Raw genomic sequence first — 26,089 nt, forward strand, 5'->3', positions numbered from 1 at the left:
AAGGATTTGTACCGGGAAACGGCGGTAAAAACCGAAGGAGGAAATTTATTATGGCAGTAGTATCCATGAAACAGCTTCTTGAGGCTGGCGTTCACTTTGGACATCAGACAAGACGTTGGAACCCCAAAATGGCACAGTACATCTTCACAGAGCGTAACGGTATCTACATCATCGACCTGCAGAAAACCGTTAAAAAACTTGAGGACGCTTACATGTTCGTCCGTGAAGTATCCGCACAGGGCGGTGAGGTTCTGTTTGTAGGAACCAAAAAACAAGCCGGCGATTCCGTTAAGGAAGAAGCTGAGCGCGCAGGTGCACACTTTGTAAATGCAAGATGGCTGGGCGGCATGCTCACCAACTTTAAAACTATCCAGCGCAGAATTGCACGTTTGGCACAGCTTCACAAAATGGAAGAGGACGGCACTTTCGACCGTCTGCCAAAGAAAGAGGTTCTCAAACTCGAGCTCGAAATTGAGAAGCTTGAGAAATTCATGGGCGGCATCAAAGAGATGAAAAAACTCCCCGGTGCAATGTTCGTTGTTGACCCCCGTAAAGAAAAAATTGCTGTTGCAGAGGCTAAAAAACTGGGTATTCCCGTTGTTGCTATCGTTGATACCAACTGTGATCCCGATGAAGTGGATTACGTTATCCCCGGTAACGACGATGCTATCCGCGCTGTTAAACTGATTGCTCAGACCATGTCCGACGCTATCATTGAAGGCAGACAGGGCAGCACAGCTGTAGCGGACGAAACCGCTGAAGCGAAAATTGCAGAAACCGACGCTGAATAATTTCGCATAAAACAACCCAAAATGCCCGTGCCAGCCGCTCGGGCATTTTTAAGGTAATTGCATAAATAATAATAGTAGTAAAATACAGGAGGAATATAATATGGCTTTTACAGCAAAAGACGTACAGTCGCTTCGTGAGAGAACCGGCTGTGGAATGATGGATTGTAAAAAAACATTGACAGAGGCAAACGGCGACATAGAAAAAGCTATTGAGCTTCTCCGTGAAAAAGGTCTTGCCGCGGCAGCAAAAAAAGCTAGCCGTATTGCAGCAGAGGGCGTTGTTCTTGCTTATGTCGATGAGGCTAAAAAAGTTGGCGTTGTTCTTGAAGTAAACGCTGAGACCGACTTCGTTGCTAAAAATGACAAATTTATTGCATTCGTTGAGAACTGCGCTAAAACCGTTGCAGAGCAGAATCCTGCTGATGTAGAAGCACTGCTTGCATGCAAGGCATCTGGTATGGATACCACCGTTGAGGAAGAGCTCAGAGAAAAAATTCTTACCATTGGTGAGAACATGAAGATTCGCCGTTTCACAAGATTCGAGGGCGAGCTGGTTACCTACGTACACGGCGGCGGCAGAATTGGCGTTATGGTTGAGTTTGATACCGATGCTGCTACAGGTGCAAAACCCGAGTTTAAAGAGATGGCAAAAGACGTTGCAATGCAGATTGCCGCCATTATGCCCTCTTACCTTGACGAGCAGGCTGTTCCTGCTGATGTTGTTGCAAAAGAAAAAGAGATCATGATGGTTCAGATCCAGAATGATGAAAAAACCAAGAACAAACCTGCCCAAGTTATCGAGAAGATGATTGAGGGAAAAATCAAGAAGTATTACAAAGAGAACTGCCTTGTTGAACAGGCATTCATCAAAAACGGTGATATTTCTGTTGGCCAGTTTGTTGCCGATACTGCAAAAGCACTCGGTGGTTCTATTGCAATCAAATCCTTCGTACGCTTTGAAAAAGGCGAGGGTCTTGAGAAGAGAGAAGACAACTTCGCTGATGAAGTTGCCAGCATGATGAAATAGTTCTCACATTGTATTAAAACGCAGGGCGCAGAGAGATTTGCGCCCTGTTTTTTTGCGGGTGATGTCTCGAGTTTTTTCTCCAGAGGCAGGTTATTCGTGCAAGGGGTTACTTTGTTGTAATGGTTTTCTCTGCTTCGGGTAAACTACATTTGCTTGTTAAATTTACCGGTAACTCTTTACATCAAGGTATGGTTATTGTAAAATATAAAGAGATGTGTTTATTTAAGTTATGGATTAAAAATGCGCAGTCGTAACAAACTAAATTGGAGGATACTACCAATGGCTATTAAATACAAAAGGGTATTGCTAAAACTTAGCGGTGAGGCCCTGGCAGGAGATAAAAAGAGCGGACTGGATTTTGACACAGTACTGAAAATTTGTGCCAGCATCAAGGATGCATGGGACTTAGGCGCAGAAATCGGTATTGTCGTGGGCGGCGGAAACTTCTGGCGCGGTCGTTCCAGCGGGCAGATGGACAGAACCAGAGCCGACCACATGGGCATGCTCGCAACCGTCATCAATTCGCTCGCGCTGGCAGATGCACTGGAGCAGCTGGGTGTTGATGTACGTGTACAGACAGCCATTACCATGCAGGCGATTGCCGAGCCTTATGTCAGGGGTAGGGCGCTGCGTCATCTCGAAAAACGCAGAGTTATTATCTTCGGTTGTGGTACCGGTAACCCCTATTTCTCCACCGATACGGCCTCTTCTCTGCGTGCTGCCGAGATCGATGCCGATATCATCATGAAAGCCACCAAGGTAGACGGTGTATACGACAGCGACCCGATGAAAAATGCGAATGCAAAGAAATATGACAACCTTACCTTTGCAGAGATACTCACGCAGGAGCTCGGAGTAATGGATAGCACAGCAGCCTCCATGTGCCGCGACAACCGCATGCCCATTCTTGTATTCAGCGTTGATGACCCGCACAATATTGTTCGCGCAATTCAAGGCGAAAAGATCGGAACTCTTGTAGAATAGACGGCGATAGACGGCGGCAGATGCTGCTGAGAATACAAAAATAATTTTATACACGGAGGTATCACTATGAAAGCTCATCTACAGCCATACGACGAAAAAATGACCAAAACACTGGATTCTTTGAATTACAATTTTGCAGGAATCCGCGCAGGCAGGGCAACCGCCGCAATTCTTGATAAGGTGACGGTGGACTATTACGGTGTGCCAACATCGATTAACTCCATGGCGGCGGTTTCTGTTCCCGAACCCAGAATGCTTATGATTCAGCCCTGGGATAAATCAACGCTGAAGCCCATTGAAAAAGCAATCATGGCTTCTGATATCGGAATCAACCCCAACAACGACGGCTCTGCGATTCGTTTGGTATTTCCTCCGCTCACTGAGGAGCGCAGAAAAGAGCTCAGCAAAAAAGTTGGCAAATATGGCGAGGAGGCCAAGATTGCCATCCGTTCTATTCGCCGCGATGCAAATGAGAAGTTTAAAGCGATGAAAAAATCCTCTGAAATAAGCGAGGACGATCTGAAAACCTATGAAGACGATCTTCAGAAGCTGACCGATAAATACGTCAAAGACATTGATAAGATGTGTGAGGCGAAAGAAAAAGAGATTATGGAGATATAATCATATCTTTTTTCACGGGAACATAAAAATGAAAGAGGGGCAAACCAGCTGTTGAAGAAGGAATTTTTACAACCTGAATATCTGCCTCATCACATCGGTATTATTATGGATGGCAACGGTAGATGGGCGAAGAAGCGCGGTTTGCCTCGCAGTGCAGGGCATAAAAAAGGGGCAAATGTGTTTGGCGAAATTGCCCGCTACTGCCGCGACATAGGCATACGCTACCTTACGGTATACGCTTTCTCTACTGAAAACTGGAAGCGCCCCGAGGGCGAGGTTCGCGAGCTTATGAGTTTACTCAAGCAGTACCTGCGTGATACCAAAAAATATAAGGACGAAAACATCCGGCTTCGCTTTTTGGGCGACCGCACCGCGTTGGATGATGAACTGCGCGCCCTGATGCTTGAGGCAGAACAGGGAAGCCGCAACAACACGGCGCTCACCGTTTGCATGGCGATCAACTACGGCGGCAGGGATGAAATTCGGCTTGCGGTGCAGCAAATTGCGCGCAAAGTGCAAAGCGGCTCTCTTGCAGTCGATGCGATTGATGAAGCTTGTATTGCAAAACACCTTTACACTGCTGAAATTCCCGATCCGGATGTAATTATCAGACCGAGTGGAGAAAAACGCAGTTCCAATTTTCTTGCTTGGCAGTCCGCTTATTCCGAATATGTGTTTATGGATATCCTGTGGCCTGACTTTACCACGGATGATTTGGACATGGCACTTTTGGAATATTCCAAACGCAGCAGAAGATTTGGAGGTGTCTGTTAGCATGAAACAGCGAATTATTTCTGCACTGCTCGGCCTTTGTGTACTCGGCTTTGTGCTGGCATTTTACGAAACAGCAGTATTCAATATTGCTGTCACACTACTGATTGTAATGGCAATGTATGAGCTGTTCAAGGCGGCAAAGCTAACTCAGTATAAACCGCTTTTTGCACTGTGCCTTGTGTTTTCGGTACTGGTGCCCTTGATGCAAACCAAGCATCTCTCAAATCAGCTGGCGCTTATCTGCGGTGCTTATGCATTTTTATTGTTTTGTGCGCTGATTCGCTACCACGATACATTGCATATTGAACAGCTCAGCCTGGCATTTTTCTTTGGGTTAATGATACCGTTCTCTTTTTCCACGCTGCTGTTCATGCACGACCGCTATGTGATGCCGGTGAGCATGCTGTATCTTTTAATCACACTGGGCGGCGCATGGCTTACCGATACAGGTGCGTATTTTGTAGGCTGTAAATTTGGCAAGCATAAAATGGCGCCTACTATCAGCCCTAAAAAGACAATTGAGGGTGCTATCGGTGGTATTCTATGTAATCTTATCTGCTACTATGTGCTTACTATGCTGTACATAACAGTTGCAGATCTTGTGTTTGGCATTACAATTCAGGTAAACTACCTGGCACTTGGCTGCCTTGCACCGCTTGCATCGCTTGCGGGTATTCTGGGCGATCTTTCTGCATCGGTTATCAAGCGCCAGTGCGGCATCAAAGATTTCGGCTCGATTATGCCGGGGCATGGCGGCGTTATGGACCGTTTTGACAGTGTGCTCTTTGTGGCTCCCACAGTGTTTATGTATATTCAGTATGTTGATCTGTTTAAAATTGTACGATAAATAAAAGGAACAAAAAAATTGTGCCAGGCAGGGCAGCGGGCGGCGGCAATGGGCTTTAACAAGCTCTGTTGCTTCGTGCAGCGGCAACGCGTGGCGCGATTTTTTTAAAGGTGACGCTTTTGAAAAAGATTACGATATTAGGTTCAACAGGCTCCATTGGCGTGCAGAGCCTTGCGGTGTGTAAAAATCTCGGTTATGAGATTGTAGCGCTTTCCGCCAACAGCTCAATCGATCAGTTTGAAGCGCAGGTGAGGGAATTCAGCCCACAATATGCCGTTATAGCGGATGAGTTCGCTTATAAGAAGTTTGCCGATCGCATCTCCGACCTGCCGGTGAAGGTGCTGTGCGGCGTTGAGGGCTTATGCGAAATCGCCGCGCTGTCGCAAAACGATCTTGTGCTTAACGCCATTGTGGGCATTGCAGGGCTGCGCCCGACCATTGCTGCGTTGCAAGCAGGGCATGACGTTGCGCTTGCAAATAAAGAAAGCTTAGTGGCCGGCGGTAAACTGGTAACGGAATTGGCGCAGAAAAATCAGGTGCGTATATTACCAGTGGACAGCGAGCACTCTGCAATTTTTCAGTGTCTAAACGGATTTGAGGGGCGTTGTAAACCAAAAAAACTGATTCTTACCGCATCAGGCGGTCCGTTTTTTGGCAAAAAACGCGATGAACTGCAAAATGTAGCCCTTACCGATGCTTTAAATCATCCGAATTGGAGCATGGGTGCAAAAATAACCATTGATTCCGCCACATTGATGAATAAAGGCCTAGAGGTAATGGAGGCGGTTTGGCTGTTCGGTATGCACCCGCAAGATATTGAAATTGTGATACAGCGTGAAAGCATTGTGCACTCTGCTGTGGAGTTTTCCGACAATTCGGTCATTGCGCAGCTTGGCGTACCCGATATGAAAATTCCCATTCAGTACGCACTTACCTATCCGGAGCGTCATCCTTGTGAAGTGCCTCGTTTGTCTCTTAAAGAGATTGCGACGCTTACGTTTTACGAGCCGGATACCGAAACCTTTGAGTGCCTCTCTGCCTGCATCGAGGCAATTACGCGCGGCGGATTGTATCCCGCGGTGGTAAACGGAGCAAACGAGCAGGCGGTAAAGTTGTTCCTCGCCGGTAAGATTTCATTTTTGCAGATTGGTGAGCTAGTGCACCGTTCACTGAATGAAATCGACTGCTCCATGGAACAATATGATTTGGACGATGTGTTCCGCGCAGACCGTGCTGCGCGTGACTTTATATTACGGGAGGTAATGTAGCCCCATTCGCAAATTAAAATGGATTGGTTGTGAAGCAAGTGAATACTGTCGGTACAATTTTGCTGGCGATTCTGATTTTTGGTGCGTTTGTTTTTGTTCATGAGCTTGGGCATTTTCTGTCTGCTAAGGCTTTTCATATGAAGGTAAATGATTTTTCATTAGGCTTTGGACCTGCACTCTTTAAATTTACCAAAGGTGAAACCACCTATGCAGTTCGAGCTTTTCCTCTGGGTGGCTATGTAGCGCTTGATGGCGAGGATGAAGAGAGCGATGACGAACGCTCATTCCATAAACAAAAATTATGGAAGCGTTTTATTGTTATGGCGGCAGGCGGGTTTATGAACCTGTTGCTTGGTTTTATTGTTGTACTCGTTGTGCTGAATATGCAGCAAACACTTGGCAGCACCACCATCTCAAATTTTCAACAACAGCCTGTCAGCAACTCTGTGCTGCAGGTGGGCGATAAAATTATGAAAATCAACGGTTCACGCGTTCATATCGACAACGATATTGTGTTTGGATTGGTGCGCGATGAAGATGCTCTGGTTAACATGCAGGTAAAACGCGGTGACGAGCTGCTCAACCTGCAAGTGCCATTCCAAATGACCAAAAACCCCGACGGCACCAACGCAGTTTACATCGATTTCACCGTCTACCCACTGGAGAAGACCTTTGTGAATGTGGCGTATAACGGTATCTTTTACACCGGTTCGATTGCAAAGATGGTGTGGGTGAGTTTAGTTGACCTGCTCTCGGGTAAGTTCTCGGTCAATCAGCTTTCTGGGCCGGTTGGTGTTACAGCAGTAATCAGTCAGGCCTCCTCAATGGGTCTGCGTCCGCTGCTCTTGTTGGTTGCGTTTATCACCATCAACCTTGGTGTATTCAACCTTTTGCCGCTGCCTGCACTCGACGGTGGCAAGATACTGTTTATCTGCATTGAGGCAATTTTTCGCAAGCCGGTTCCACCAAAATACGAAAACTACGTGCATACAGCAGGCCTAATCCTATTACTTGGCCTAATGCTGTTTGTAACGTTCAACGACATTACACGCTTGTTTTTCAATAAATAAAAGCGCAGCACTGCACGCAGGAGGTAAAAATGCTTCACACAATTCCATCCAGACAGGTCAATATCGGGGGCGTCACCATTGGCGGCGGCGCCCCCATCGCCATTCAGTCGATGCTAAGCGTACCTGCTGCAGATATTGCAGGCAACATAGCTCAGGCGATAGCGCTTGAGCAGGCGGGGTGCCAGATATTGCGCGTCGCCATTCCAAATCACAATGCCGTTGCGCTCATCCCCGCCATTAAAGAAAATATTTCGATTCCGCTCGTTGCCGATATCCACTTTGATTATCGTCTAGCTTTGGAATCGGTTGCGGCCGGTATTGATAAAATACGCATCAACCCGGGCAACATCGGTGACGACAGCCGCGTTAAGCAGGTGGTAGATGCATGCAGGGCAAAGAACATCCCCATTCGCATTGGGGTAAACAGTGGCTCGGTAGAGAAAGAGATTCTTGCCAAGCACGGCTCTCCCACGGTGGAAGCACTGCTGGAAAGCGCACAGTACCATATTGGGCTACTGCAAAAATACGATTTTGACGACATCGTTGTATCGATTAAAGCAAGCGATGTACCGAAAATGATCGCTGTCTATCGCGCTATGGCACAGCGTTATGCTTATCCCTTGCATCTAGGTGTCACCGAGGCGGGAACCGAACGCATGGGGCTTATCAAATCTGCCATCGGCATCGGCTCTCTTTTATGCGACGGCATTGGCGATACCATACGGGTTTCACTCACAGCTGATCCGGTAAAGGAAATTACTGCTGCACAGGATATATTGCGCAGCCTTGGGCTGTACCGCAAAGGGGTGAGGTTTATCTCATGCCCCACTTGTGGGCGTACCAGCATCGATCTAATCGGGTTGGCAAACCGTGTAGAGCAGGCTCTTGCAGGCTGCGATAAAGACATTTCCGTGGCGATCATGGGTTGTATCGTTAACGGGCCAGGTGAAGCGCGCGAAGCAGATATTGGCATTGCGGGCGGTGTAGGCGAGGGCTTGCTGTTTAAAAAAGGCAAGGCACTGCGTAAAATTCCCGAAGCACAGATTGTGGACGAGCTTCTTCGTGAAATAGAAAAAATGTAGAAATTTTGGTAGGTGAGTAGATGCAGGAAAAATGCTTTCAAGATATCTTCGGTAAATTTGCCCCTAAGAATGCTCCGCAAGCCGTGCTGGAAGCAGAGCTTTCCGGCATTGTGATTGACAAGGATGCACGCAGGATGACGTTTGATCTCCACCCTGCAGAACTTGTGGACAAAGATATCATTTTCACAATTGAATCGAACATAAGGCTTGCTTATGAGCTAAGCGATGTACATATTACCACGAAATATCCGCGTGAGCTTCTGGATGGCGGTTATCTTGCCAATATTGAAAAATATTTACGCCATCACAACACCGTTGTGAATGGTTTTTTAAACGATGCTACAGCTTCCTTGAGTGAGGATGGGAGCTATCATATTAATCTTACACATGGCGGCGGAGATTTGCTGCTCCGGTTTGGCTGTGACATAAAAGTACGTGAATTGCTGCGCGAGGAATTTGGAGTGGATTGCGCGGTTTGCTTTACCGGGGACACGGAAATTACCGATTATACCGAAAGCTTCCACGATGCCGTCAAGCGCGACATGGCACAGGCGCGCAGCGCCGAGCCTGCATTTGCATCGGCTCCCGCTGCGAACGCAGTCGCAAAATCTACTGTGCAATCGAATGTGCCTGCAAAACCAAAAGCCGCAGGTACTAGGGCGGCGGGCGACATAATGCCCTACGATAAATCTACCATCACAGCGGTGGTTGGTAAACCGGTAAAACAAAATCCTACCCCTTTATCCGAGTTGTGCCAAGATAGCAGCCGTGTTACGGTTTGGGGCGATATCTTCCAGATTGACAGCCGCGAAACCAGAGCCGGCGACCGTATCATTATGTCTGTTTATTTTACCGACTACACTGGATCGAATATGCTGAAAATTATTGTGGAAAAAGAAAAGGCGAAGCCCTACGAAAGCCTTTCCAAGGGCATGACCATTCTTGTAAATGGTGAAATGTCTTACGATAAATACGACCGTGAGTACTCCATTCGTCCGCGTGACATCAGTGTAGTGTCAAAATATCAGTATACCGATGATGCCGAACAGAAACGTGTTGAGCTGCACTGCCACAGCACCATGTCCTCTATGGATGGTATTTCGAGTGCGGCAGATCTTATCAACCGTGCAGCCAAGTGGGGGCATAAGGCCATCGCTATCACCGACCACGGTGTTGTGCAGGCATACCCCGAGGTTGCAGCGGCGGTTGCAAAAATCAATAAAAACGGTGGCGACTTCAAGGCGCTTTACGGCGTTGAGGCATATTTTGTTAACGATATGGTTCCCATTGTTGCAGGCGGGGCAGCCGCACGCTTTGATGATACCTTTATTGTCTTCGACCTTGAAACTACGGGGCTTTCCGCTGCAACTGAGCGTATTACCGAAATTGGTGCGGTTAAGCTTTGTAAAGGCGAAATACTTGACACGTTTAATACACTCGTAAATCCCCAAAAACCTATCCCGGATAAGATTACGGCGATCACCGGCATTACCGATGCTATGGTCAAGGGTGCCCCGCTTGAGCAAGAGGCACTTCAAATGTTCTACGATTTTTGCGGGGATGAAAAGGCGGTATTGGTTGCACACAACGCGCCGTTTGATACTAGCTTTGTAAAAGCGGCGGCAAACCGCTGCGGTATGCCTTACCACTTTTCGCACATTGATACCGTACCGGTTTGTCGTTCCTTGTTTCCAAACATTAAAAACCATAAGCTTGATACCGTGGCGAATCACCTGAAGTTACCGCCGTTTAACCATCACCGCGCATGTGACGACGCCAAGGTGCTGGCCGATATCTTCGTGCACCTGATTGAAATTTTAGAAAAGGAAAAGGGCATCGAAAGTATCGATCAAATCAACACCTCCTTATCGGGCACCGACTATAAAAAGGCAAAGTCCTACCATCAAATTATTATCGTTAAAAATGCCGTTGGGCTGAAAAATCTGTATAAGTTGGTGTCGTTTGCACATATCAACTATTTTTTCAAAAGGCCTAGAATTCCTAAAAGTGAACTGATCAAGCACCGCGAGGGGCTGATCATCGGCAGTGCATGCGAAGCAGGCGAGCTGTTCCGCGCCGTACTTGACGGAAAAAGCTGGGGTGAGCTTTGCGATATCGCCCGCTTCTACGACTTTTTAGAGATTCAACCGTTGGCAAACAACGAGTTTCTGATTCGCAATGGCACCGCTAAGGACCATGACGAGCTTGAAAAGTACAATAAAACCATTGTGAAGCTGGGTGAAACACTGAATATTCCCGTTGTTGCCACCTGTGACGTACATATCCTTGATAAATCGGACAATATCTTTCGTCAGATTTTGATGGCAGGGCAGGGTTTTCAAGATACCGATTTACAATCTCCGCTTTATCTGCGCACCACCACCGAGATGCTTGAGGAGTTCTCTTACCTTGGTGCTCAAAAGGCATTTGAGGTAGTTGTTACCAACACCAACAAAATTGCCGACATGGTAGAGGCGGGTATCAAGCCGATACCCGGCGGTACCTATACCCCCACCATCGAGGGCTGTGAGGAGGATTTGCAGAACATCACCTGGGCAAAAGCAAAGCAGGTCTACGGCGAGGATGTTCCCGAAATCGTATCCAGCCGTTTGGAGCGCGAGCTGGGGTCTATCATCAAGCACGGGTTTGCCGTATTGTATATTATTGCGCAAAAACTGGTGTGGAAATCGGAGAGTGAGGGTTACCTCGTCGGCTCGCGTGGCTCTGTAGGCTCATCTTTCGTTGCAACCATGGCGGGTATCTCTGAGGTTAACCCGCTGCCGCCGCATTATGTTTGCCCCAACTGTAGGCACAGCGAGTTTATCACCGACGGTTCTGTCGGGTCGGGCTTTGACCTGCCCGCCAAAAATTGCACCCAATGCGGAGCGCCCTACAACCGTGATGGGCACGACATTCCGTTTGAAACGTTCCTTGGCTTTGATGGCGACAAAGCGCCCGATATCGACCTTAACTTTTCGGGTGAGTACCAGTCGCGTGCGCACCGCTACACCGAGGAGCTGTTTGGCACCTCACACGTATTCAAGGCGGGAACCATTGCAACCGTTGCGGATAAAACCGCTTATGGCTACGTGAAGAAATATCTGGATGAAAAAGAACGGATCGTTCATAAAGCGGAGGAACAACGCTTAATCAACGGCTGCACCGGCATTAAGCGTACCACCGGGCAGCACCCGGGCGGCATGGTAGTTGTACCGAATGATTACGAGGTGTATGATTTCACGCCCATTCAGCACCCCGCCGATTCGGCGGATTCCGGAGTTCTCACCACACATTTCGACTTCCATTCGCTGCACGATACGATCCTCAAGCTCGATGAGCTCGGACACGATGTTCCCACGCTGTACAAGCACCTTGAAGACCTTACCGGTGTTAAGGTAATGGACGTTTCGATGAGTGACGAGAACGTTATGAGCTTGTTTACTTCGCCCAATGCTCTTGGTGTCACCGCAGAGGAGATTGACTGCAACACCGGCACGCTCGGTATCCCCGAGATGGGTACCCCGTTTGTGCGTGGCATGCTGGAGGATGCACAGCCAAAGTATTTTTCCGATCTGCTGCAGATTTCAGGGCTTTCTCACGGCACCGACGTTTGGCTTGGTAATGCGCAGGAGCTAATTAAAAATGGAACCTGTACCATTTCTAACGTTATCGGTACGCGTGACAGTATCATGACCTATCTGCTGCACAAAGGCCTTCAGCCTAAAAGTGCGTTTAAGATTATGGAGATTACCCGAAAGGGTAAGGCGCCCCAGCTGCTCACTGAGGAGCTGGTCAACGAGATGAAAGAGCATGGCGTACCGCAATGGTACATCGACAGCTGTATGAAGATCAAGTACATGTTCCCGAAAGCGCACGCGGCGGCTTACGTTATTGGTGCAATAAGGCTTTGCTGGTATAAGGTATATCGTCCGATTGAATTTTATGCCGCAATGTTCACGGTACGCGGCGGAGACTTTGACGCAGAATCTGCAATTCGTGGGCGAGGCGCAGTAAAAATGAAGATGTCGGAGCTCAAGATGAAGGGCAACGAGCGTACAACCAAAGAGGACGACCAGTATAATACGCTGCAAATTGTGAATGAAATGATGGCACGCGGTCTCGAATTTTTGCCTGTTGACCTGTTTAAATCTACCGGAACGCGCTACACTGTGGAGGACGGAAAAATTCGTTTACCGTTCTGTTCTCTCAAGGGCTTGGGTGAAAATGCCGCAAACGCACTGCATAAAGCGGGCAAGCAGGGGGCATACCTCTCGAAAGAGGAGGTTGGTACCCGGGCAGGTGTGGGTAAGGGTGTACTCGAGCTGCTCACAGCTGCCGGTGCACTTGACGGTTTGCCAGACAGCAGCCAGATGACCTTCTTCTAACTTTAGGGGTGAAGAGTATTACATGAATCAATTTTGTGTCGATTATAATTATCAGGGGAAAGGGATCGGCTCTTTCAGGTTAAGTGAGATAAACACAGAGCTGGTAAAGAAAAATATTCACACCAAAATATGCGGTAAAAATGGAGCATATTGACGGCATCACTTTATTGTGGTATCATACTAAAGTAAATTGGCATTGTATAAAGACGAGGTGTAATTATGATAACCATAACAAAAGCAGATGGTAAAGCAGAATTTGAGCTGATTCAGCTTCTGCGCAGCAGAAGCACCGAGGTAGATCGGCAGGTAAGCCTGACTGTTACTGAAATTATTGATAACGTAAAAGCGCATGGCGACCAAGCAGTGCGTGAATACACATTAAAGTTTGACGGGCATTGTCCCGATGTATTCGAGGTTTCCCGTGAGGATATCAACGACGCGCTTACCGAGGCAGACCCTGCTTTTGTAGATGCACTGCTCAACGCGCAGGCAAATATTGCCGAGTTCCATACTCGCCAAAAGCAGCAAAGCTTTATCGACGCAAAACCCGATGGTGTTATAATGGGGCAGCGTATTCGCGGGCTGAAACGCGTGGGGCTTTATGTACCCGGCGGTACTGCTGCTTATCCGTCCTCTGTGCTGATGAACGCGGTGCCTGCCAAAATTGCAGGTGTTGAGGAGCTGATTATGGTCACTCCGCCGATGAAGGACGGAAGAGCCAATCCTGATATTCTAACAGCCGCTGCAATTGCAGGGGTTGATCGCATCTTTTTGGTGGGCGGTGCACAGGCGGTTGCCGCACTGGCGGTTGGAACCGAAACCATACCCAAAGTGGATAAAATCGTCGGCCCCGGCAATATCTATGTTGCAACGGCGAAAAAGCTGCTGTACGGTACCGTTGATATCGACATGATCGCCGGCCCGAGCGAAATTTTAATTATGGCAGACAGTACCGCCGAGCCAAAATTTCTCGCCGCGGATATGATGAGCCAGGCGGAGCATGATAAGCTTGCATCCTCTATTTTGCTCACCACAGAAGAATCCATTGCACAGCAGACGGTTGCCGAGCTGAGCAGACAAGTCGAAACACTTGAGCGCAAAGAGATTATTCTGGAGGCACTGCAAAATTTCGGTGCAATCATCGTCTGCCGCAATACCGATGAAATGGTTGATCTTGCTAATCTGCTTGCCCCCGAGCATTTAGAGGTTATGCTCGAAAATCCTATGGAATATATCGGCAGGCTGGATAACGCCGGCTCGATATTTCTTGGGAAATACTCCCCCGAACCGCTTGGTGATTACTATGCGGGGCCAAACCATGTGTTGCCCACCAGCGGAACGGCGCGCTTTTTCTCACCGCTTTCGGTGGATAGCTTTATCAAAAAAACCAGCTACATTTATTATACCGAGGATGCACTGCGCGCAGCTCATGACGATATTGTTCTGATTGCGAACAAAGAGGGGCTTACCGCGCATGCAAACTCAATTAAAGTTCGATTCTAAAAACCTGGCAAAAGAAAGGGATATCAGATGTCCTATCAACTGAACGACAAACTCTCAGCGCTGGTACCATACCAGCCGATTAGCGGCGATTATAAAATTCGCCTTGATGCAAACGAAAGCTACCTTAACTTTGCAGACGGGTTTGCAGGGCGCTTTGCAAGTGTTGTTGCAAACCTCGATTTTAACCGTTACCCCGACCCTTATGCGGGCAAGCTTTGTAAAACATTTGCAGATCGCTATTCGCTAAATGCCGATTTTATTACAGCAAGCAATGGCTCCGATGAAATGATTGGTGTGATTATTGCGTCTTTTCTCAAAAAGGGCGAGACGATGCTCACACTGACGCCGGATTTTTCGATGTATACATTTTATGCAGAGATGTATGAATGTAAAGTAAATTCCCTTGACAAAGGGGAATCTCTTGAAATAAACCCTGAAACCGTACTAAAAGCACTGCGAGATACAGGTGCACGCTTGCTCATCTTTTCAAACCCGTGCAACCCTACGTCGCTTGGTTTAGCGAGGGAGGATGTACTCAAGATTGTGCAGGGTACCGATGCTTTGGTGGTTATAGACGAAGCTTATATGGATTTTTGGGATCAGAGCATTTTGGATGTTGCATGTGACTACGATAATGTGATTGTGCTGAAAACCTGCTCCAAAGCGGTTGGTGCGGCAGCAATCCGCCTTGGTTTTGCCATTGCAAACCAAGCTCTTACCAATGCTATGCGGGCCGCCAAATCTCCCTACAATGTAAGTGCACTCACGCAGGCTGTGGGCGAAGTGATTTTATCTGAAAGAAATTTACTTCAGCGCTGTGTAAAAGAAATATTAAATTCAAAAAATGATTTACAAGCTTCGTTACAGACATTAGCAGAAGAAAAATCAGATATTACCAAGGTTTTTGAGAGCTGCACAAACTTTATCTTTGTTAAGCTGGCCAACGCGAAAACGGTATACGAAGCACTGCTGAGTAAATCCATTGCGGTACGGCATATGGGTGATTACCTGCGTATCACAGCAGGCAGCGAGGACGAAAATAAAGAGCTGCTCAAAGAGCTGAGGCAGATTCTACAATAGGGGAGCGACAAAATATGAGAACAGCAGAGGTAACCAGAACCACACGTGAAACCGATATTACGCTTTATCTGAACCTTGACGGTACTGGCAAAGCAGAAATCAGCACCGGAATCGGCTTTTTCGACCATATGCTCACCGCCTTTGCTGTGCATTCGGGGTTTGACCTTACCGTAAAAGCAAAGGGCGACCTTGAGGTGGACAGCCACCATACCATTGAAGATGTGGGTATCGTACTGGGGCGGGCCTTTGCGCAAGCAGTGGATCGCGGTGAGATTGCACGTTTTGGCAGCTTTTTTGTTCCCATGGATGAAGCATTGGCAAACTGTTCTCTTGATATTTCCGGCAGAGCCTATCTTGTGTTTAACGCAGAGTTTGCCAATCCGCTCATCGGGCAGTACGACACTGCTATGACAGAACATTTTTTCTTGTCCTTTGCGAACAATGCGGGTGTTACTCTGCACATTAACGTACCTTACGGCCGCGATGACCACCATAAGGCCGAAGCTATTTATAAAGCGGTTGCACATAGCCTTAAAATTGCAGTTCAGCCAAACAGCAAAGGCGAAGTACTGTCTTCGAAAGGTGTTTTATAAAAGCCTACTGCAATAAATAGAAAACAGCAGCCCTTTAAGAAGGCTGCTGTTTTTTCATGCTTTACTTTCTTAAACAATCTTTCCGTTTTCAAAATCCTCTGCAAACCATACCCCCGGTACAGCAAACTTCTTGCCATTCAGGTACTCTAAGTGTCCCGCATCGGTGATAAAGTTAAAAATGAGCTTATGCGAATACAGTGCCTGATACTTATAAGTAGTCCCTTTGTTATCCCGTGCAAAGCCGTATTTGGTATCCCCAAGCAGTGGGTGCCCAATAAATGCAAAGTGTGCGCGAATCTGGTGGGTACGCCCTGTCAGCAGATCTACTTCAACCAAAGAAAAACGCGAATTTTCTGCAAGCACTTGGTATTTGGTGAGAATAGTTCGGGTTTCTGGCGTTTTGTACTTGGTAACCCTCACCTTGTTTTCATTGCTGTCCTTAGAAAGGTATGCCTCGAGAGTAGCAGCTTTTTTCTCAAGTATACCGTGAATCACCGCGAGATAGAGCTTGGTTAGTTCGCGGTCTTTGATTTTTTGGTTGAGCACACGCAAAGTAGGGGCATTCTTTGCCGCAATGACAATACCGCCCGTGTTGCGGTCAATGCGGTTGCATAGCGCGGGTGAGAACGAGTGTTCTTCCTCTGGGCTAAACTCACCTTTCGCAAATAAATAATGCTGTATACGGTTAATGAGAGTATCTGGCTGCCCGCTTTCATCCTCATGCACCACCAGACCCGGTTTTTTGTCAATCAGCAAGATGTTTTCATCCTCGTAGACAATATCGAGGGTTGTAGGTGCGAGTTTAAATTCATATTCCAGTGCAACGTCGCTGAAAAACTCATCGTTGATGTACATTTCAAGCAGGTCGCCCTCGTTCAGGCGTGTAGAAATTTCGCACCGTTTATGATTAAGTTTGATGCGCTTGAGGCGAATATATTTGTACAAAAGCGTCTGGGGCAGGCGCGGTACCGCCTTTGTAATAAATTTGTCGACGCGCTGTCCTGCGTCATTGGAATTAATTGAAAAACTGCGCATGAATGCCTCCAAAACATTGTAGTTTCACCACAATCTGTGATAGAATCAGTATAGCACGAAAAATGAGGAGAGAAAAGGAATATTCTTTACAATATCCTTTATTTCCATTATAATCATAACCAATGTTCTTAAGAAGGAGAATGGTATGGATAATCCTCATGCAGGGCATCGACAAAGGCTGCGCGAACGCTTTATCCAGAACGGATTGGAGCATTTTCAAAAACATAATATCTTAGAGATTTTGCTGTTCAACACCATTCCTCGGCAGGATACCAACGAGCTTGCCCACCGGCTAATTGATGAATTTGGCTCGCTTTCGGGTGTGTTTGATGCTCCGATAGAACAGCTGATGAAAGTGAAGGGAATAGGCGAAAATTCCGCCGTGCTCATTAAGCTTATTCCAGCGATTGGTAAGGTGTACCTAGACGACAAAAATACAATCGGTACGCTGATTAAAAGCACCAGTGAAAGCGGCAATTTTTTGCTGCCCAAATACATCGGAGAAATCAGTGAGCTGGTTTACCTCCTCTGCTTAGACAATAAAAATAAGGTGCTGGGGTGCCCGCTCATCTGCCGCGGCGATATTGTCAGTGTTAATTTTACACCGCGCAGTGTGGTGGAGGCTGCCCTTAAATATGGTGCAACCTCAGTGATTCTTTCGCACAATCATCCGCGTGGGCTCGCTCTGCCCTCCACGGATGATATCAACACCACAGAGCAGCTTTATGAGACATTAAGGCGTGTGAACATCAAACTTTTAGATCATATTATTGTTGCAGGTGAAGACTTTGTCTCGCTTGCCGATTCGGGGCTATTCTATAAAAAATAACCAATTTCGGTTATCGATATCCGAAAGGATGGTATTATGATTGAGCTTGAGAAAAAGTATTATTTTACAGACTGTGTTATTTTTACCCGGACAGAGACATTTTTAAATAATCAAAGTGATTTTGCTGTGGCTAACTTGGGGGAACAACTGCAGACAGACACCTATTACGATACTGCCGAAGGTGTACTTAGAACCGCAAAAGCATCTCTGCGCATTCGTGAAAAATCCGGAAGGTATACGCTTACGGTCAAGTCTCCTCCCAATAAAAGCGGCGACGGCACGCAGCCACTGGAGCGCGAGGAGGCAGAACTTGAGTTAGAGAGCAGCAGTTTGGATGAGCAGATCGGCTTTATTCTCAAGCATCTGAATTTTTTCGACGGAAAAGCCTCTTTTTCACCGTGTTTAACAATTAAAAATAAAAGAAGCACCTTTTTGCTCAAAGGGATAAACGCAGTGCTGGAGATGGTGTTTGACCAGGTAACCTATGAAAACCCTGTAAAGAAAACTGCCCGAGAGTATCAGATTGAAATTGAACTTAAATCGGGCGGTACCGGAAAAGAAGAACTTTTGCAGTTTGCAGATTCTCTCGAACGGAATGTTTCCGGCTTAATCCCCACGCAAGATTCCAAATATCAGCGGGGCATGCAGCTTGTTTCGCTATGAGCGGTTTGGCCTATTCCGGCAACATAATTCAATGCACCATGCCTGCTTCTTTTTCAGAGTGGTTTGTGTCGCATTATGCTCTTTATTGCGTGCTGTCACTCAATTTTCAAGTACAATTTAGACAATGAAAATTAGATATGTTCCACAAACTATTGTAAAATTATAAGAAAACACTTGACAATCAATGCACCTGAGCATAATATAAAGCTAGTTATTTAGGCAGAGTACGAAGTAGTGTTCTGCTGAGAAAAATGATGATAAAACGTGATGAAACGTCTTGATCGGTTAGGTCAGGACGTTTTTTGCCGTTTTAAGGATTTGAGGAGGGGCAGTTTTGAATGTTTTTAACGCGCCGACAAAAATTTATATGGGCTCCCATGCTCTTTCCAGCGTGCTCAAGGATTCAAAGCGGGTTTTTATTGTAACCGATGCATTTATGGCTGAAAGCGGCAAGGTTGACTATATCCTCAATCAACTCTATCGCATGGGTTCAGAGTTCCATATCTTTTCGCGCGTCAAACCCGACCCCGATATCTCAATCGTAACAAAAGGTGTTGAGGAGATTATAGAGTTTAAGCCCGACAGTGTTGTGGCCTTGGGCGGTGGGTCCCCCATTGATGCGGCAAAGGCAATCGTATTTTTTGCTGGTAAAGTGTATGATTTACGAGACTGCCCGTTTATCGCCATCCCTACAACCAGCGGAACCGGCTCTGAGGTAACCTGCTTTGCGGTGATTTCCGATCAAGAGAAACACATTAAATATCCGCTGCTCGACGATGCTCTTCTGCCGGATGCTGCAATTTTGGATGCGAGCCTGATACTCAGCGTGCCGCCCAATGTAACGGCTGATACCGGCATTGATGTTCTTACCCATGCAATTGAGGCATATGTATCTACAGCAGCTACCGATTTTTCCGATGCCGTTGCGGAAAAATCCATTAAATTAGTGTACAAGCATTTGCTTACTGCGTATAACGAACCGGATAATTTTGAGGCAAGGCAAGGGATGCACAATGCCTCGTGCTTAGCGGGAATGGCTTTTAGCAATGCTTCGCTGGGGCTAAACCATAGCATGGCACATGCGCTGGGTGCACATGCAAAGCTGCCGCATGGCAGAGCCAATGCTATTTTGCTGCCCTATGTTATGAGTTATAACGCAGGCTGTACGGCAGAAGCACTGACTCCTTCCGCTGCGCGGTATGCCGAAATTGCCCGTATGCTCGGAATGGAGGCAACGAGCACCAGACAAAGTGCCCTCAACCTCATTCATACGGTACGTAGATTTGTAAAAAAACTGCATATGCCTTCAACCATTGAGGCGGCGGGAGTTACCCCTGAAGCTTTTGAAAAAATGATTCATGAAATGGCTGAGAATGCCCTGGCAGACCGTTGTACTGCAACCAACCCCGCTCCGTGCTCAATAGAGAGCATCGAAAAAGTATATCGAAAAGCTTATACAGGAAAATTACCCTAAAACTTGACAGCTGAGCATATAAGTGGTAATATGAACAATATAATATCCCTTGATAATACAAATTTGTTTAAAACTTCCACGGAGTACGGTGTAGTGCCTGTCATGTTCAACAAATTCAAGGAGCGAACAACAAGAGCGACGAAGCTCCCCAAGATAGCCAGTATCTTGGGGGCTTTTCTGATTCTGAGTAATAACCAAGCGGGAAGGAGCTGCAGTGCTTTGTTTGAAGTGGAAGATAAACAGCGGATTATACAGGAGTTTGTACCGGGCAAACAGGTAACCTTAGCACATCTTATCGCAAACCCCGATGCGGACCTTCATAAAAAACTGGGGCTTACCGAAGCAAAAGGGGCTATCGGTATTTTAACCATCACACCCAGTGAGGCTGCTATTATTGCGGCGGATGTTGCAACTAAAGCGGCGGATGTCAGCATTGGTTTTGTTGACCGCTTTAGCGGGTCGCTCGTTATTACAGGCGATGTGGCTGCGGTCGAAGCCGCACTTAGGGCGGTATTAGAAGTGTTGGGTGGTCAACTGATGTTCTCCAAGGCACCAATTACAAAAACATAAGGATATACTATGAAAAAAATAATGCTGGTAGGCAGAATTGCCTCAGGGAAAACAACACTTTGCCAGTACCTCAACAATGAGACGCTGGAATATCATAAAACACAGACCATACAGGTAATTGGCGATAACATGATCGATACACCCGGAGAATATCTGGAGAGACGAAACTATTACCGAGCACTGATTGTCACCTCGGTAGAAGCAGAGGTGATCGTGCTTGTGCAGGATGCTACCGATGAGACCAATATGTTTGCACCCCAGTTTTCCACTATGTTTGCAAAGCCGGTTGTCGGCGTTGTAACAAAATGTGATTTGGCTCAACCCGACGAGATAGAGAGGGCAAAGGAGTTTTTACGGTCGGCTGGTGCTGATCCGATCTTTGTAACCAGCAGTATAACAGGAGAGGGCTGCGAAGAGCTTTACACGTATTTGAGCATATGAGGTGAACCAATGGAAGAGACGGCAAAAAAAATACGGGTCGTCATAGCCGATGACGAGCCAATTACAAGAATGGATTTAAAAGAGATTCTGGAAGCTGAGCATTATCAGGTGGTAGGCGAGGCGGCTGATGGTTTTGATGCCGTAGAAATTTGTAAGCAGCTACACCCGGATTTGGTGCTTATGGATATTAAAATGCCATTGCTGGACGGGCTTTCGGCAGCTCACATTATATTCTGCGAAGATTTGGCAGATACCGTCATACTGCTCACGGCTTACAGTGAGCGCGTGTTTATTGATGAAGCAAAGACAATTGGCGTTTCGGGCTATCTTGTCAAGCCCATTGATGAGAAGTCACTGATTCCCAATATTGAGCTTTCTGTTGCGCGCAGCAAGGAGATTAAAAGGCTGAAAAAAGATATTGCAAAGGTATCTGAGCGATTGGAAAGCCGTGGAATTATAGAAAAAGCAAAAGGCAAAATTATGGAGCAGCAAAACATGAATGAGCAGGATGCTTATGACTACATCCGAAACTTGAGTTTGACGAAAAACCTTTCCATGCGGCGCGTTGCCGAGTTTATTCTGTTAAAAAACTAGGAATGGGGCATGGATGCTATGGACATCATTAAGGATCTATGCAAAAAACATACTGATTTGACCGAAGAAGAGATTGGCATCATCCAAGCGATGAGCTTCTGCCTTCAGCCACTGGCAAATTTAGAGGACGCCGATATTTTTGTGGATTGCCCCGCACGTGATGGGGATGCGATTGTTGTGGCGGAAGCAAAGCCTCAGGGTGTTCCATCATCATACAAAAAAAGCGTCGTGGGGTTGCTTGCCAAGCAGGAAAACGAGCCTGCCGTGGCTCGCACCTTTCGCCTGGGCGTTGCTACCAAGCAGATGAAGGCCGTTACACAAGAGAGCACCAATGTCATCCAGTCGGTAGAGCCTATCAAAAATAAAAACAGGGTAATCGGGGTTCTCATCCGTGAAAAGCGTGTGGATGACGAACGTGGTATCGGCGAACGTATTCATTTTTCCCAGCAGGGCTACGAAAAATTTGCCGACGCTCTCTCGCGTATGGTAGAGGAAGACGGCTGGCTCACCGAGTACATAGACGAAGCACTGATCATGGTAAACGAAAAAGGTATTGTTTCCTTTCGTAATACGCTTGCAAAAGATCTCTACAATAAACTTGGATATGTAGAGGATATTTTAGGGATGCCCTATGAAAATGTCTTGCTGCATGGTTCTGAGCTGAACAGCAGCGATAAGGACAGTAACTATTCCGCGGTGGAAGTGAGCATTGGCAAGCACTATTTGAATGTGAAGCAGATTGCACTCAAGAAAAACGGTATCAGCTTTGCGGTAGTCATCCGTGACGTTACACCCATTCGAGAAAAGGAAAAAGAGCTGATTTTAAAATCGGTTGCGATTAAAGAGATGCACCACCGGGTAAAAAATAATTTGCAGACAATTGCAAGCCTCTTACGGCTGCAGGTTCGCCGCAGCGGAAACGAGGAAACCAAGCTGGTGCTTGGGGAGAGCATGAATCGTATTCTTTCGATTGCCACCACGCACGAACTGCTGGCACAGGGCGGCATAGATCAAGTTAAAATAGGCGAAGTCATTGTAAATATTAAAAACAATACGGTACGCTACTTTGCCAGCCCCCACTTTAACGTCTCAATCCTGCTGGAGGGCGATGACTTCCACGTGGATTCCGATATTGCAACCTCGGTGGCGCTTATCATCAATGAGCTGCTGCAAAATTCCCTTCAATATGCATTTCAAGAAACAGATACCGGGCTTGTCCGCATAGTGGTCACCCATGGGGAGCTGTATTCTCAGATAGAGGTGATTGACAACGGAAGCGGTTTTGATATCGAGAGTGTACCGCAAAACCGTCTGGGTCTCAGCATCGTTTCCACGCTGGTGAAAGACAAGCTTGGGGGGAACCTCACCATCGAAACTTCACCGGAGGGAACCAGCGTTACCTTTAACTTTAAAAATCAAATTATGAATATGGTTGGCGTGACGTAACGTTTAACCGCAATAAAACCAGGCGATGAAGCTCGGAAAACAAGGGGTATCCTTGTATTCCGGGCTCTTTTTTACAGAAAGGTCGGCGATCACTTTGAGAGAAGTAGTCCTTAGTGTAGGTATCGATATTGGTACTTCGACAACCCAACTCATTTTTAGCAGACTTACCATCGAAAACCTTGCAACCAGCTATACGGTACCGCGTATCAGTATTGTGGATAAAGAGGTAACTTATCGCAGTGACATCTACTTTACACCGCTGCTTTCTCCCACTGAGATCGATGCGGAGGCGGTGAAAGAGATTGTCCGTACCGAATACCAGAAAGCAGAGGTTAAGCCTGCAGATATTAAAACCGGAGCGGTTATAATCACCGGTGACACGGCACGCAAGCAAAATGCAAATCAGGTACTCGCAACATTGAGTGGGCTTGCAGGTGATTTCGTAGTTGCTACCGCAGGGCCCGATTTAGAATCGGTTCTGTCGGCACGTGGGGCGGGAGCAGATAAGCTTTCAAAAGAAAAGCGGCTCACTGTGGCGAACCTCGATGTTGGAGGAGGCACCAGCAACCTCGCAGTCTATTCCAAAGGTCGGCTTATAGGGGTTGCCTGCCTTGATATCGGCGGTAGATTAATCAAAATTGAACATGGAAAGATCACCTATATTTATCATAAAATACAGGAGCTTGCCAAGCAAAACGGAATAAGCATTGCGGTGGGCGAAACGGCAGACGCTGCCAAGCTGCGCAAAATTTGCACCTTAATGGCAGAGCTTCTGGCGCAGGCGCTACACCTTGCACCGCCGGGCGGATATTACAACCGCATTTTTACCAATGACGGTAAGGAGCTCCCTCATGAGCCGTCCATCCAAGCAGTCACCTTTTCGGGGGGGGTTGCAGACTATGTTTATAATCCGCCGGATGAAGACGTATTTAAATTTGGTGACATCGGAATCATGCTCGGGGAGGAAATCCAAAAAAATACCCATTTTGCAAAGGTGGAACTCCTTCGAGCGGCTGAAACCATTCGTGCAACGGTGGTGGGCGCGGGTACCCATACCACCGAAATCAGCGGCAGCACAATTTCATATGCAAAAGATAAGCTGCCCATTAAAAACATCCCTATACTGAAGGTTTCGCAAGAGGAAGAAGCATCGCTGGAGACGCTGGCAGCCTCAATACGAAGCCAAATTCCATTATACATGCCACAGGGAAAGATGGAACAGATTGCCATTGCTTTTACCGGCGAAAACCGCACCAGCTTTACAGAAATTCAATCACTGGCAGCGGCTGTAATTGATGGTGCGCAGGAAGTAATCCAGCATGAGTATCCCATCATTATTGTCATTGAAAACGATATCGGAAAAGCGCTTGGTCATGCGCTCAACGTTCAGCTGAATCACAAAAAGGATGTCATCTGTATTGACGGCATTCAGACGCTCAGCGGCGATTACATCGATATCGGAGAACCAATTGCCGACGGGCGTGTGGTACCTGTCGTAATCAAGACCCTAATTTTTAACACATAAGCCAAGCAGCCCAATCTGCCAAAACTGGTTCAACTGTGCTGCGGGAAGAACTGGTTTTGAGAGACAACAAAATATCACTATGTAAAGCATAGTGAGCGAGAGGTGAAAGTATTATGATTCTCAAGACAAAGTTGTTCGGCCACACTTATGAGTTTAAAAACCTCATGGAAGTTATGGCTAAGGCAAATGAGGAAAAATCCGGTGATAAGCTGGCAGGCATCGCCGCTTCCTCAGCAGAAGAGAGAGTCGCTGCTAAGGTGGTTCTTTCGCATGTAACCCTCGGAGAGCTTCGCAATACTCCGGCAGTCCCTTATGAAGTGGATGAAGTAACCAGAATTATTCAAGACGCTGTGAATGAAAGAATTCATAACGAGTTCAAGAATATGACGGTTGCAGAGTTCCGCGAATGGTTACTGAACAAAAATACTACAGGAGATATGATTCGCAGAGCTTCCCGTGGTATCACCAGTGAGATTGTCGCTGCTGTTACAAAGCTGATGGGCAATCTGGATTTGATTTACGCAGCAAAGAAAATTAGGGTTTCCGCGCATTGCAATACTACAATCGGTTTACCGGGTACATTTTCAGCACGTTTGCAGCCCAATCATCCTACCGATGACCCCAAAGGCATTCTTGCCTCCACAATGGAGGGCTTCAGCTATGGTGTTGGTGACGCGGTACTCGGTTTGAACCCGGTTGATGACTCTGTAGAGAGTGTTATGCGCTGCCTGAAAACCTTTGATGAGTTTAAGAACAAATGGCAGATTCCAACCCAGCAGTGCGTATTGGCACATGTTACCACTCAAATGGAGGCTGTTCGCAAAGGTGCTCCCTCCGACTTGATTTTTCAATCCATCGCAGGTTCACAAAAGGGCAATGAGGCGTTTGGGCTTACCGCTACTATGTTGGACGAGGCGAAAGACCTGATGCTGCATGAAGGAACTGCTGTAGGCCCAAACGTAATGTACTTTGAAACCGGTCAAGGCTCTGAGCTTTCTTCCAACGCACACAACGGCTGCGACCAGCTGGTGATGGAAGCCCGCTGCTATGGCTTTGCAAAACGTTATGACCCATTCTTAGTAAACACCGTGGTTGGCTTTATCGGCCCTGAATATCTGTATGACAGCAAACAGGTTATTCGCGCAGGGTTGGAAGATCACTTTATGGGTAAACTAACCGGTATCTCTATGGGCTGCGACGCCTGTTACACCAACCATATGAAAGCAGACCAAAATGATATCGAAAACCTAGCTGTTCTTCTTGTGAACGCGGGCTGCAACTACGTAATGGGTATTCCTCATGGCGATGACGTCATGCTCAACTACCAGTGCACCGGTTACCACGAAACACCGGCACTGAGAGAACTGCTCGGCTTACGCCCCATCCGCGAGTTCGACCAATGGATGGAAAAAATGGGCTTTTCAAAAGACGGCAAGCTAACCGCATTAGCGGGCGACGCTTCCGTATTTCTAACAAAGTAGGAGAGG

23 protein-coding genes are annotated in these 26,089 nt (G+C 47.0%); 22 read left to right on the top strand and 1 reads right to left on the bottom strand.

From position 1 onward, the window contains the following. Window positions 1-50 precede the first annotated feature (50 nt). From rpsB to hisB, 13 genes are all read left to right on the top strand, one after another. Window positions 51-791, top strand: coding sequence for a 30S ribosomal protein S2 (gene rpsB, locus RTV33_RS05445; protein WP_312642341.1), 741 nt, complete (start codon window positions 51-53; stop codon window positions 789-791). 100 nt (window positions 792-891) lie between these two features. Next, window positions 892-1,818: a translation elongation factor Ts gene (gene tsf, locus RTV33_RS05450; protein ID WP_312642344.1), complete on the top strand. Its 927-nt coding sequence runs from the start codon at window positions 892-894 to the stop codon at window positions 1,816-1,818. Window positions 1,819-2,097: 279 nt separating this feature from the next. After that, window positions 2,098-2,802, top strand: coding sequence for a UMP kinase (gene pyrH, locus RTV33_RS05455; RefSeq protein ID WP_312642346.1), 705 nt, complete (start codon window positions 2,098-2,100; stop codon window positions 2,800-2,802). Window positions 2,803-2,868: 66 nt separating this feature from the next. Continuing rightward, window positions 2,869-3,423 carry a ribosome recycling factor gene (gene frr, locus RTV33_RS05460; protein WP_396327221.1) on the top strand — a complete coding sequence of 185 codons (555 nt, stop codon included), beginning with the start codon at window positions 2,869-2,871 and terminating at the stop codon, window positions 3,421-3,423. Window positions 3,424-3,474: 51 nt separating this feature from the next. Then, window positions 3,475-4,197 (top strand): isoprenyl transferase, encoded by a 723-nt coding sequence (locus tag RTV33_RS05465; RefSeq protein ID WP_312642348.1) that lies wholly within the window; start codon window positions 3,475-3,477, stop codon window positions 4,195-4,197. A 1-nt stretch (window position 4,198) separates the two neighbouring features. Next, entirely contained in the window at window positions 4,199-5,044 is an 846-nt protein-coding gene (locus tag RTV33_RS05470; protein ID WP_312642350.1) for a phosphatidate cytidylyltransferase, read from the top strand. Between the two features lie 119 nt (window positions 5,045-5,163). Beyond that, window positions 5,164-6,312, top strand: coding sequence for a 1-deoxy-D-xylulose-5-phosphate reductoisomerase (locus tag RTV33_RS05475; protein ID WP_396327222.1), 1,149 nt, complete (start codon window positions 5,164-5,166; stop codon window positions 6,310-6,312). Window positions 6,313-6,341: 29 nt separating this feature from the next. Beyond that, window positions 6,342-7,382 (top strand): RIP metalloprotease RseP, encoded by a 1,041-nt coding sequence (gene rseP / locus RTV33_RS05480; RefSeq protein WP_312642354.1) that lies wholly within the window; start codon window positions 6,342-6,344, stop codon window positions 7,380-7,382. A 29-nt stretch (window positions 7,383-7,411) separates the two neighbouring features. Next, the gene (ispG, locus tag RTV33_RS05485) at window positions 7,412-8,464 is read left to right on the top strand and encodes a flavodoxin-dependent (E)-4-hydroxy-3-methylbut-2-enyl-diphosphate synthase (protein ID WP_312642356.1); all 1,053 of its coding nucleotides are present in this window, start codon (window positions 7,412-7,414) and stop codon (window positions 8,462-8,464) included. Window positions 8,465-8,484: 20 nt separating this feature from the next. Further along, window positions 8,485-12,849, top strand: a complete 4,365-nt coding sequence (locus tag RTV33_RS05490) for a PolC-type DNA polymerase III (protein WP_312642358.1) — start codon at window positions 8,485-8,487, stop codon at window positions 12,847-12,849. 219 nt (window positions 12,850-13,068) lie between these two features. Then, window positions 13,069-14,352: a histidinol dehydrogenase gene (gene hisD, locus RTV33_RS05495; RefSeq protein WP_312642360.1), complete on the top strand. Its 1,284-nt coding sequence runs from the start codon at window positions 13,069-13,071 to the stop codon at window positions 14,350-14,352. Between the two features lie 27 nt (window positions 14,353-14,379). Then, window positions 14,380-15,432, top strand: coding sequence for a histidinol-phosphate transaminase (locus RTV33_RS05500; protein ID WP_312642362.1), 1,053 nt, complete (start codon window positions 14,380-14,382; stop codon window positions 15,430-15,432). A 14-nt stretch (window positions 15,433-15,446) separates the two neighbouring features. Then, entirely contained in the window at window positions 15,447-16,025 is a 579-nt protein-coding gene (gene hisB / locus RTV33_RS05505; RefSeq protein ID WP_312642364.1) for an imidazoleglycerol-phosphate dehydratase HisB, read from the top strand. A gap of 69 nt (window positions 16,026-16,094) precedes the next feature. Here the strand turns inward: hisB and RTV33_RS05510 are convergent, their stop codons facing one another. Then, window positions 16,095-17,060, bottom strand: a complete 966-nt coding sequence (locus RTV33_RS05510; protein ID WP_312642366.1) for an RluA family pseudouridine synthase — start codon at window positions 17,058-17,060, stop codon at window positions 16,095-16,097. A gap of 145 nt (window positions 17,061-17,205) precedes the next feature. Between RTV33_RS05510 and RTV33_RS05515 the strand changes: the two genes are divergently transcribed. The 9 genes from RTV33_RS05515 (at window position 17,206) to RTV33_RS05555 (ending at window position 26,083) form a co-directional block, all read left to right on the top strand. Then, entirely contained in the window at window positions 17,206-17,889 is a 684-nt protein-coding gene (locus tag RTV33_RS05515) for a DNA repair protein RadC (RefSeq protein ID WP_312642368.1), read from the top strand. A 36-nt stretch (window positions 17,890-17,925) separates the two neighbouring features. After that, complete coding sequence (locus tag RTV33_RS05520; protein WP_312642370.1) at window positions 17,926-18,552, top strand: CYTH domain-containing protein; 627 nt, start codon at window positions 17,926-17,928, stop codon at window positions 18,550-18,552. A 334-nt stretch (window positions 18,553-18,886) separates the two neighbouring features. Then, entirely contained in the window at window positions 18,887-20,026 is a 1,140-nt protein-coding gene (locus RTV33_RS05525) for a 1-propanol dehydrogenase PduQ (protein WP_312642372.1), read from the top strand. Window positions 20,027-20,245: 219 nt separating this feature from the next. Further along, window positions 20,246-20,596, top strand: coding sequence for a BMC domain-containing protein (locus RTV33_RS05530; protein ID WP_312642374.1), 351 nt, complete (start codon window positions 20,246-20,248; stop codon window positions 20,594-20,596). Between the two features lie 9 nt (window positions 20,597-20,605). After that, window positions 20,606-21,037 (top strand): EutP/PduV family microcompartment system protein, encoded by a 432-nt coding sequence (locus RTV33_RS05535; RefSeq protein ID WP_312642376.1) that lies wholly within the window; start codon window positions 20,606-20,608, stop codon window positions 21,035-21,037. Between the two features lie 9 nt (window positions 21,038-21,046). Next, window positions 21,047-21,631: a response regulator gene (locus RTV33_RS05540; protein WP_312642378.1), complete on the top strand. Its 585-nt coding sequence runs from the start codon at window positions 21,047-21,049 to the stop codon at window positions 21,629-21,631. 18 nt (window positions 21,632-21,649) lie between these two features. After that, the gene (locus tag RTV33_RS05545; protein WP_312642380.1) at window positions 21,650-23,077 is read left to right on the top strand and encodes a histidine kinase N-terminal domain-containing protein; all 1,428 of its coding nucleotides are present in this window, start codon (window positions 21,650-21,652) and stop codon (window positions 23,075-23,077) included. Between the two features lie 94 nt (window positions 23,078-23,171). Continuing rightward, complete coding sequence (gene eutA, locus RTV33_RS05550; RefSeq protein WP_312642382.1) at window positions 23,172-24,602, top strand: ethanolamine ammonia-lyase reactivating factor EutA; 1,431 nt, start codon at window positions 23,172-23,174, stop codon at window positions 24,600-24,602. A 113-nt stretch (window positions 24,603-24,715) separates the two neighbouring features. After that, window positions 24,716-26,083: an ethanolamine ammonia-lyase subunit EutB gene (locus tag RTV33_RS05555; protein ID WP_312642384.1), complete on the top strand. Its 1,368-nt coding sequence runs from the start codon at window positions 24,716-24,718 to the stop codon at window positions 26,081-26,083. Window positions 26,084-26,089 lie beyond the last annotated feature (6 nt).

It is taken from the genome of Hydrogenoanaerobacterium sp., assembly GCF_032017025.1.
Classification (GTDB): Bacteria; Bacillota; Clostridia; order Oscillospirales; family Ruminococcaceae; genus Hydrogenoanaerobacterium.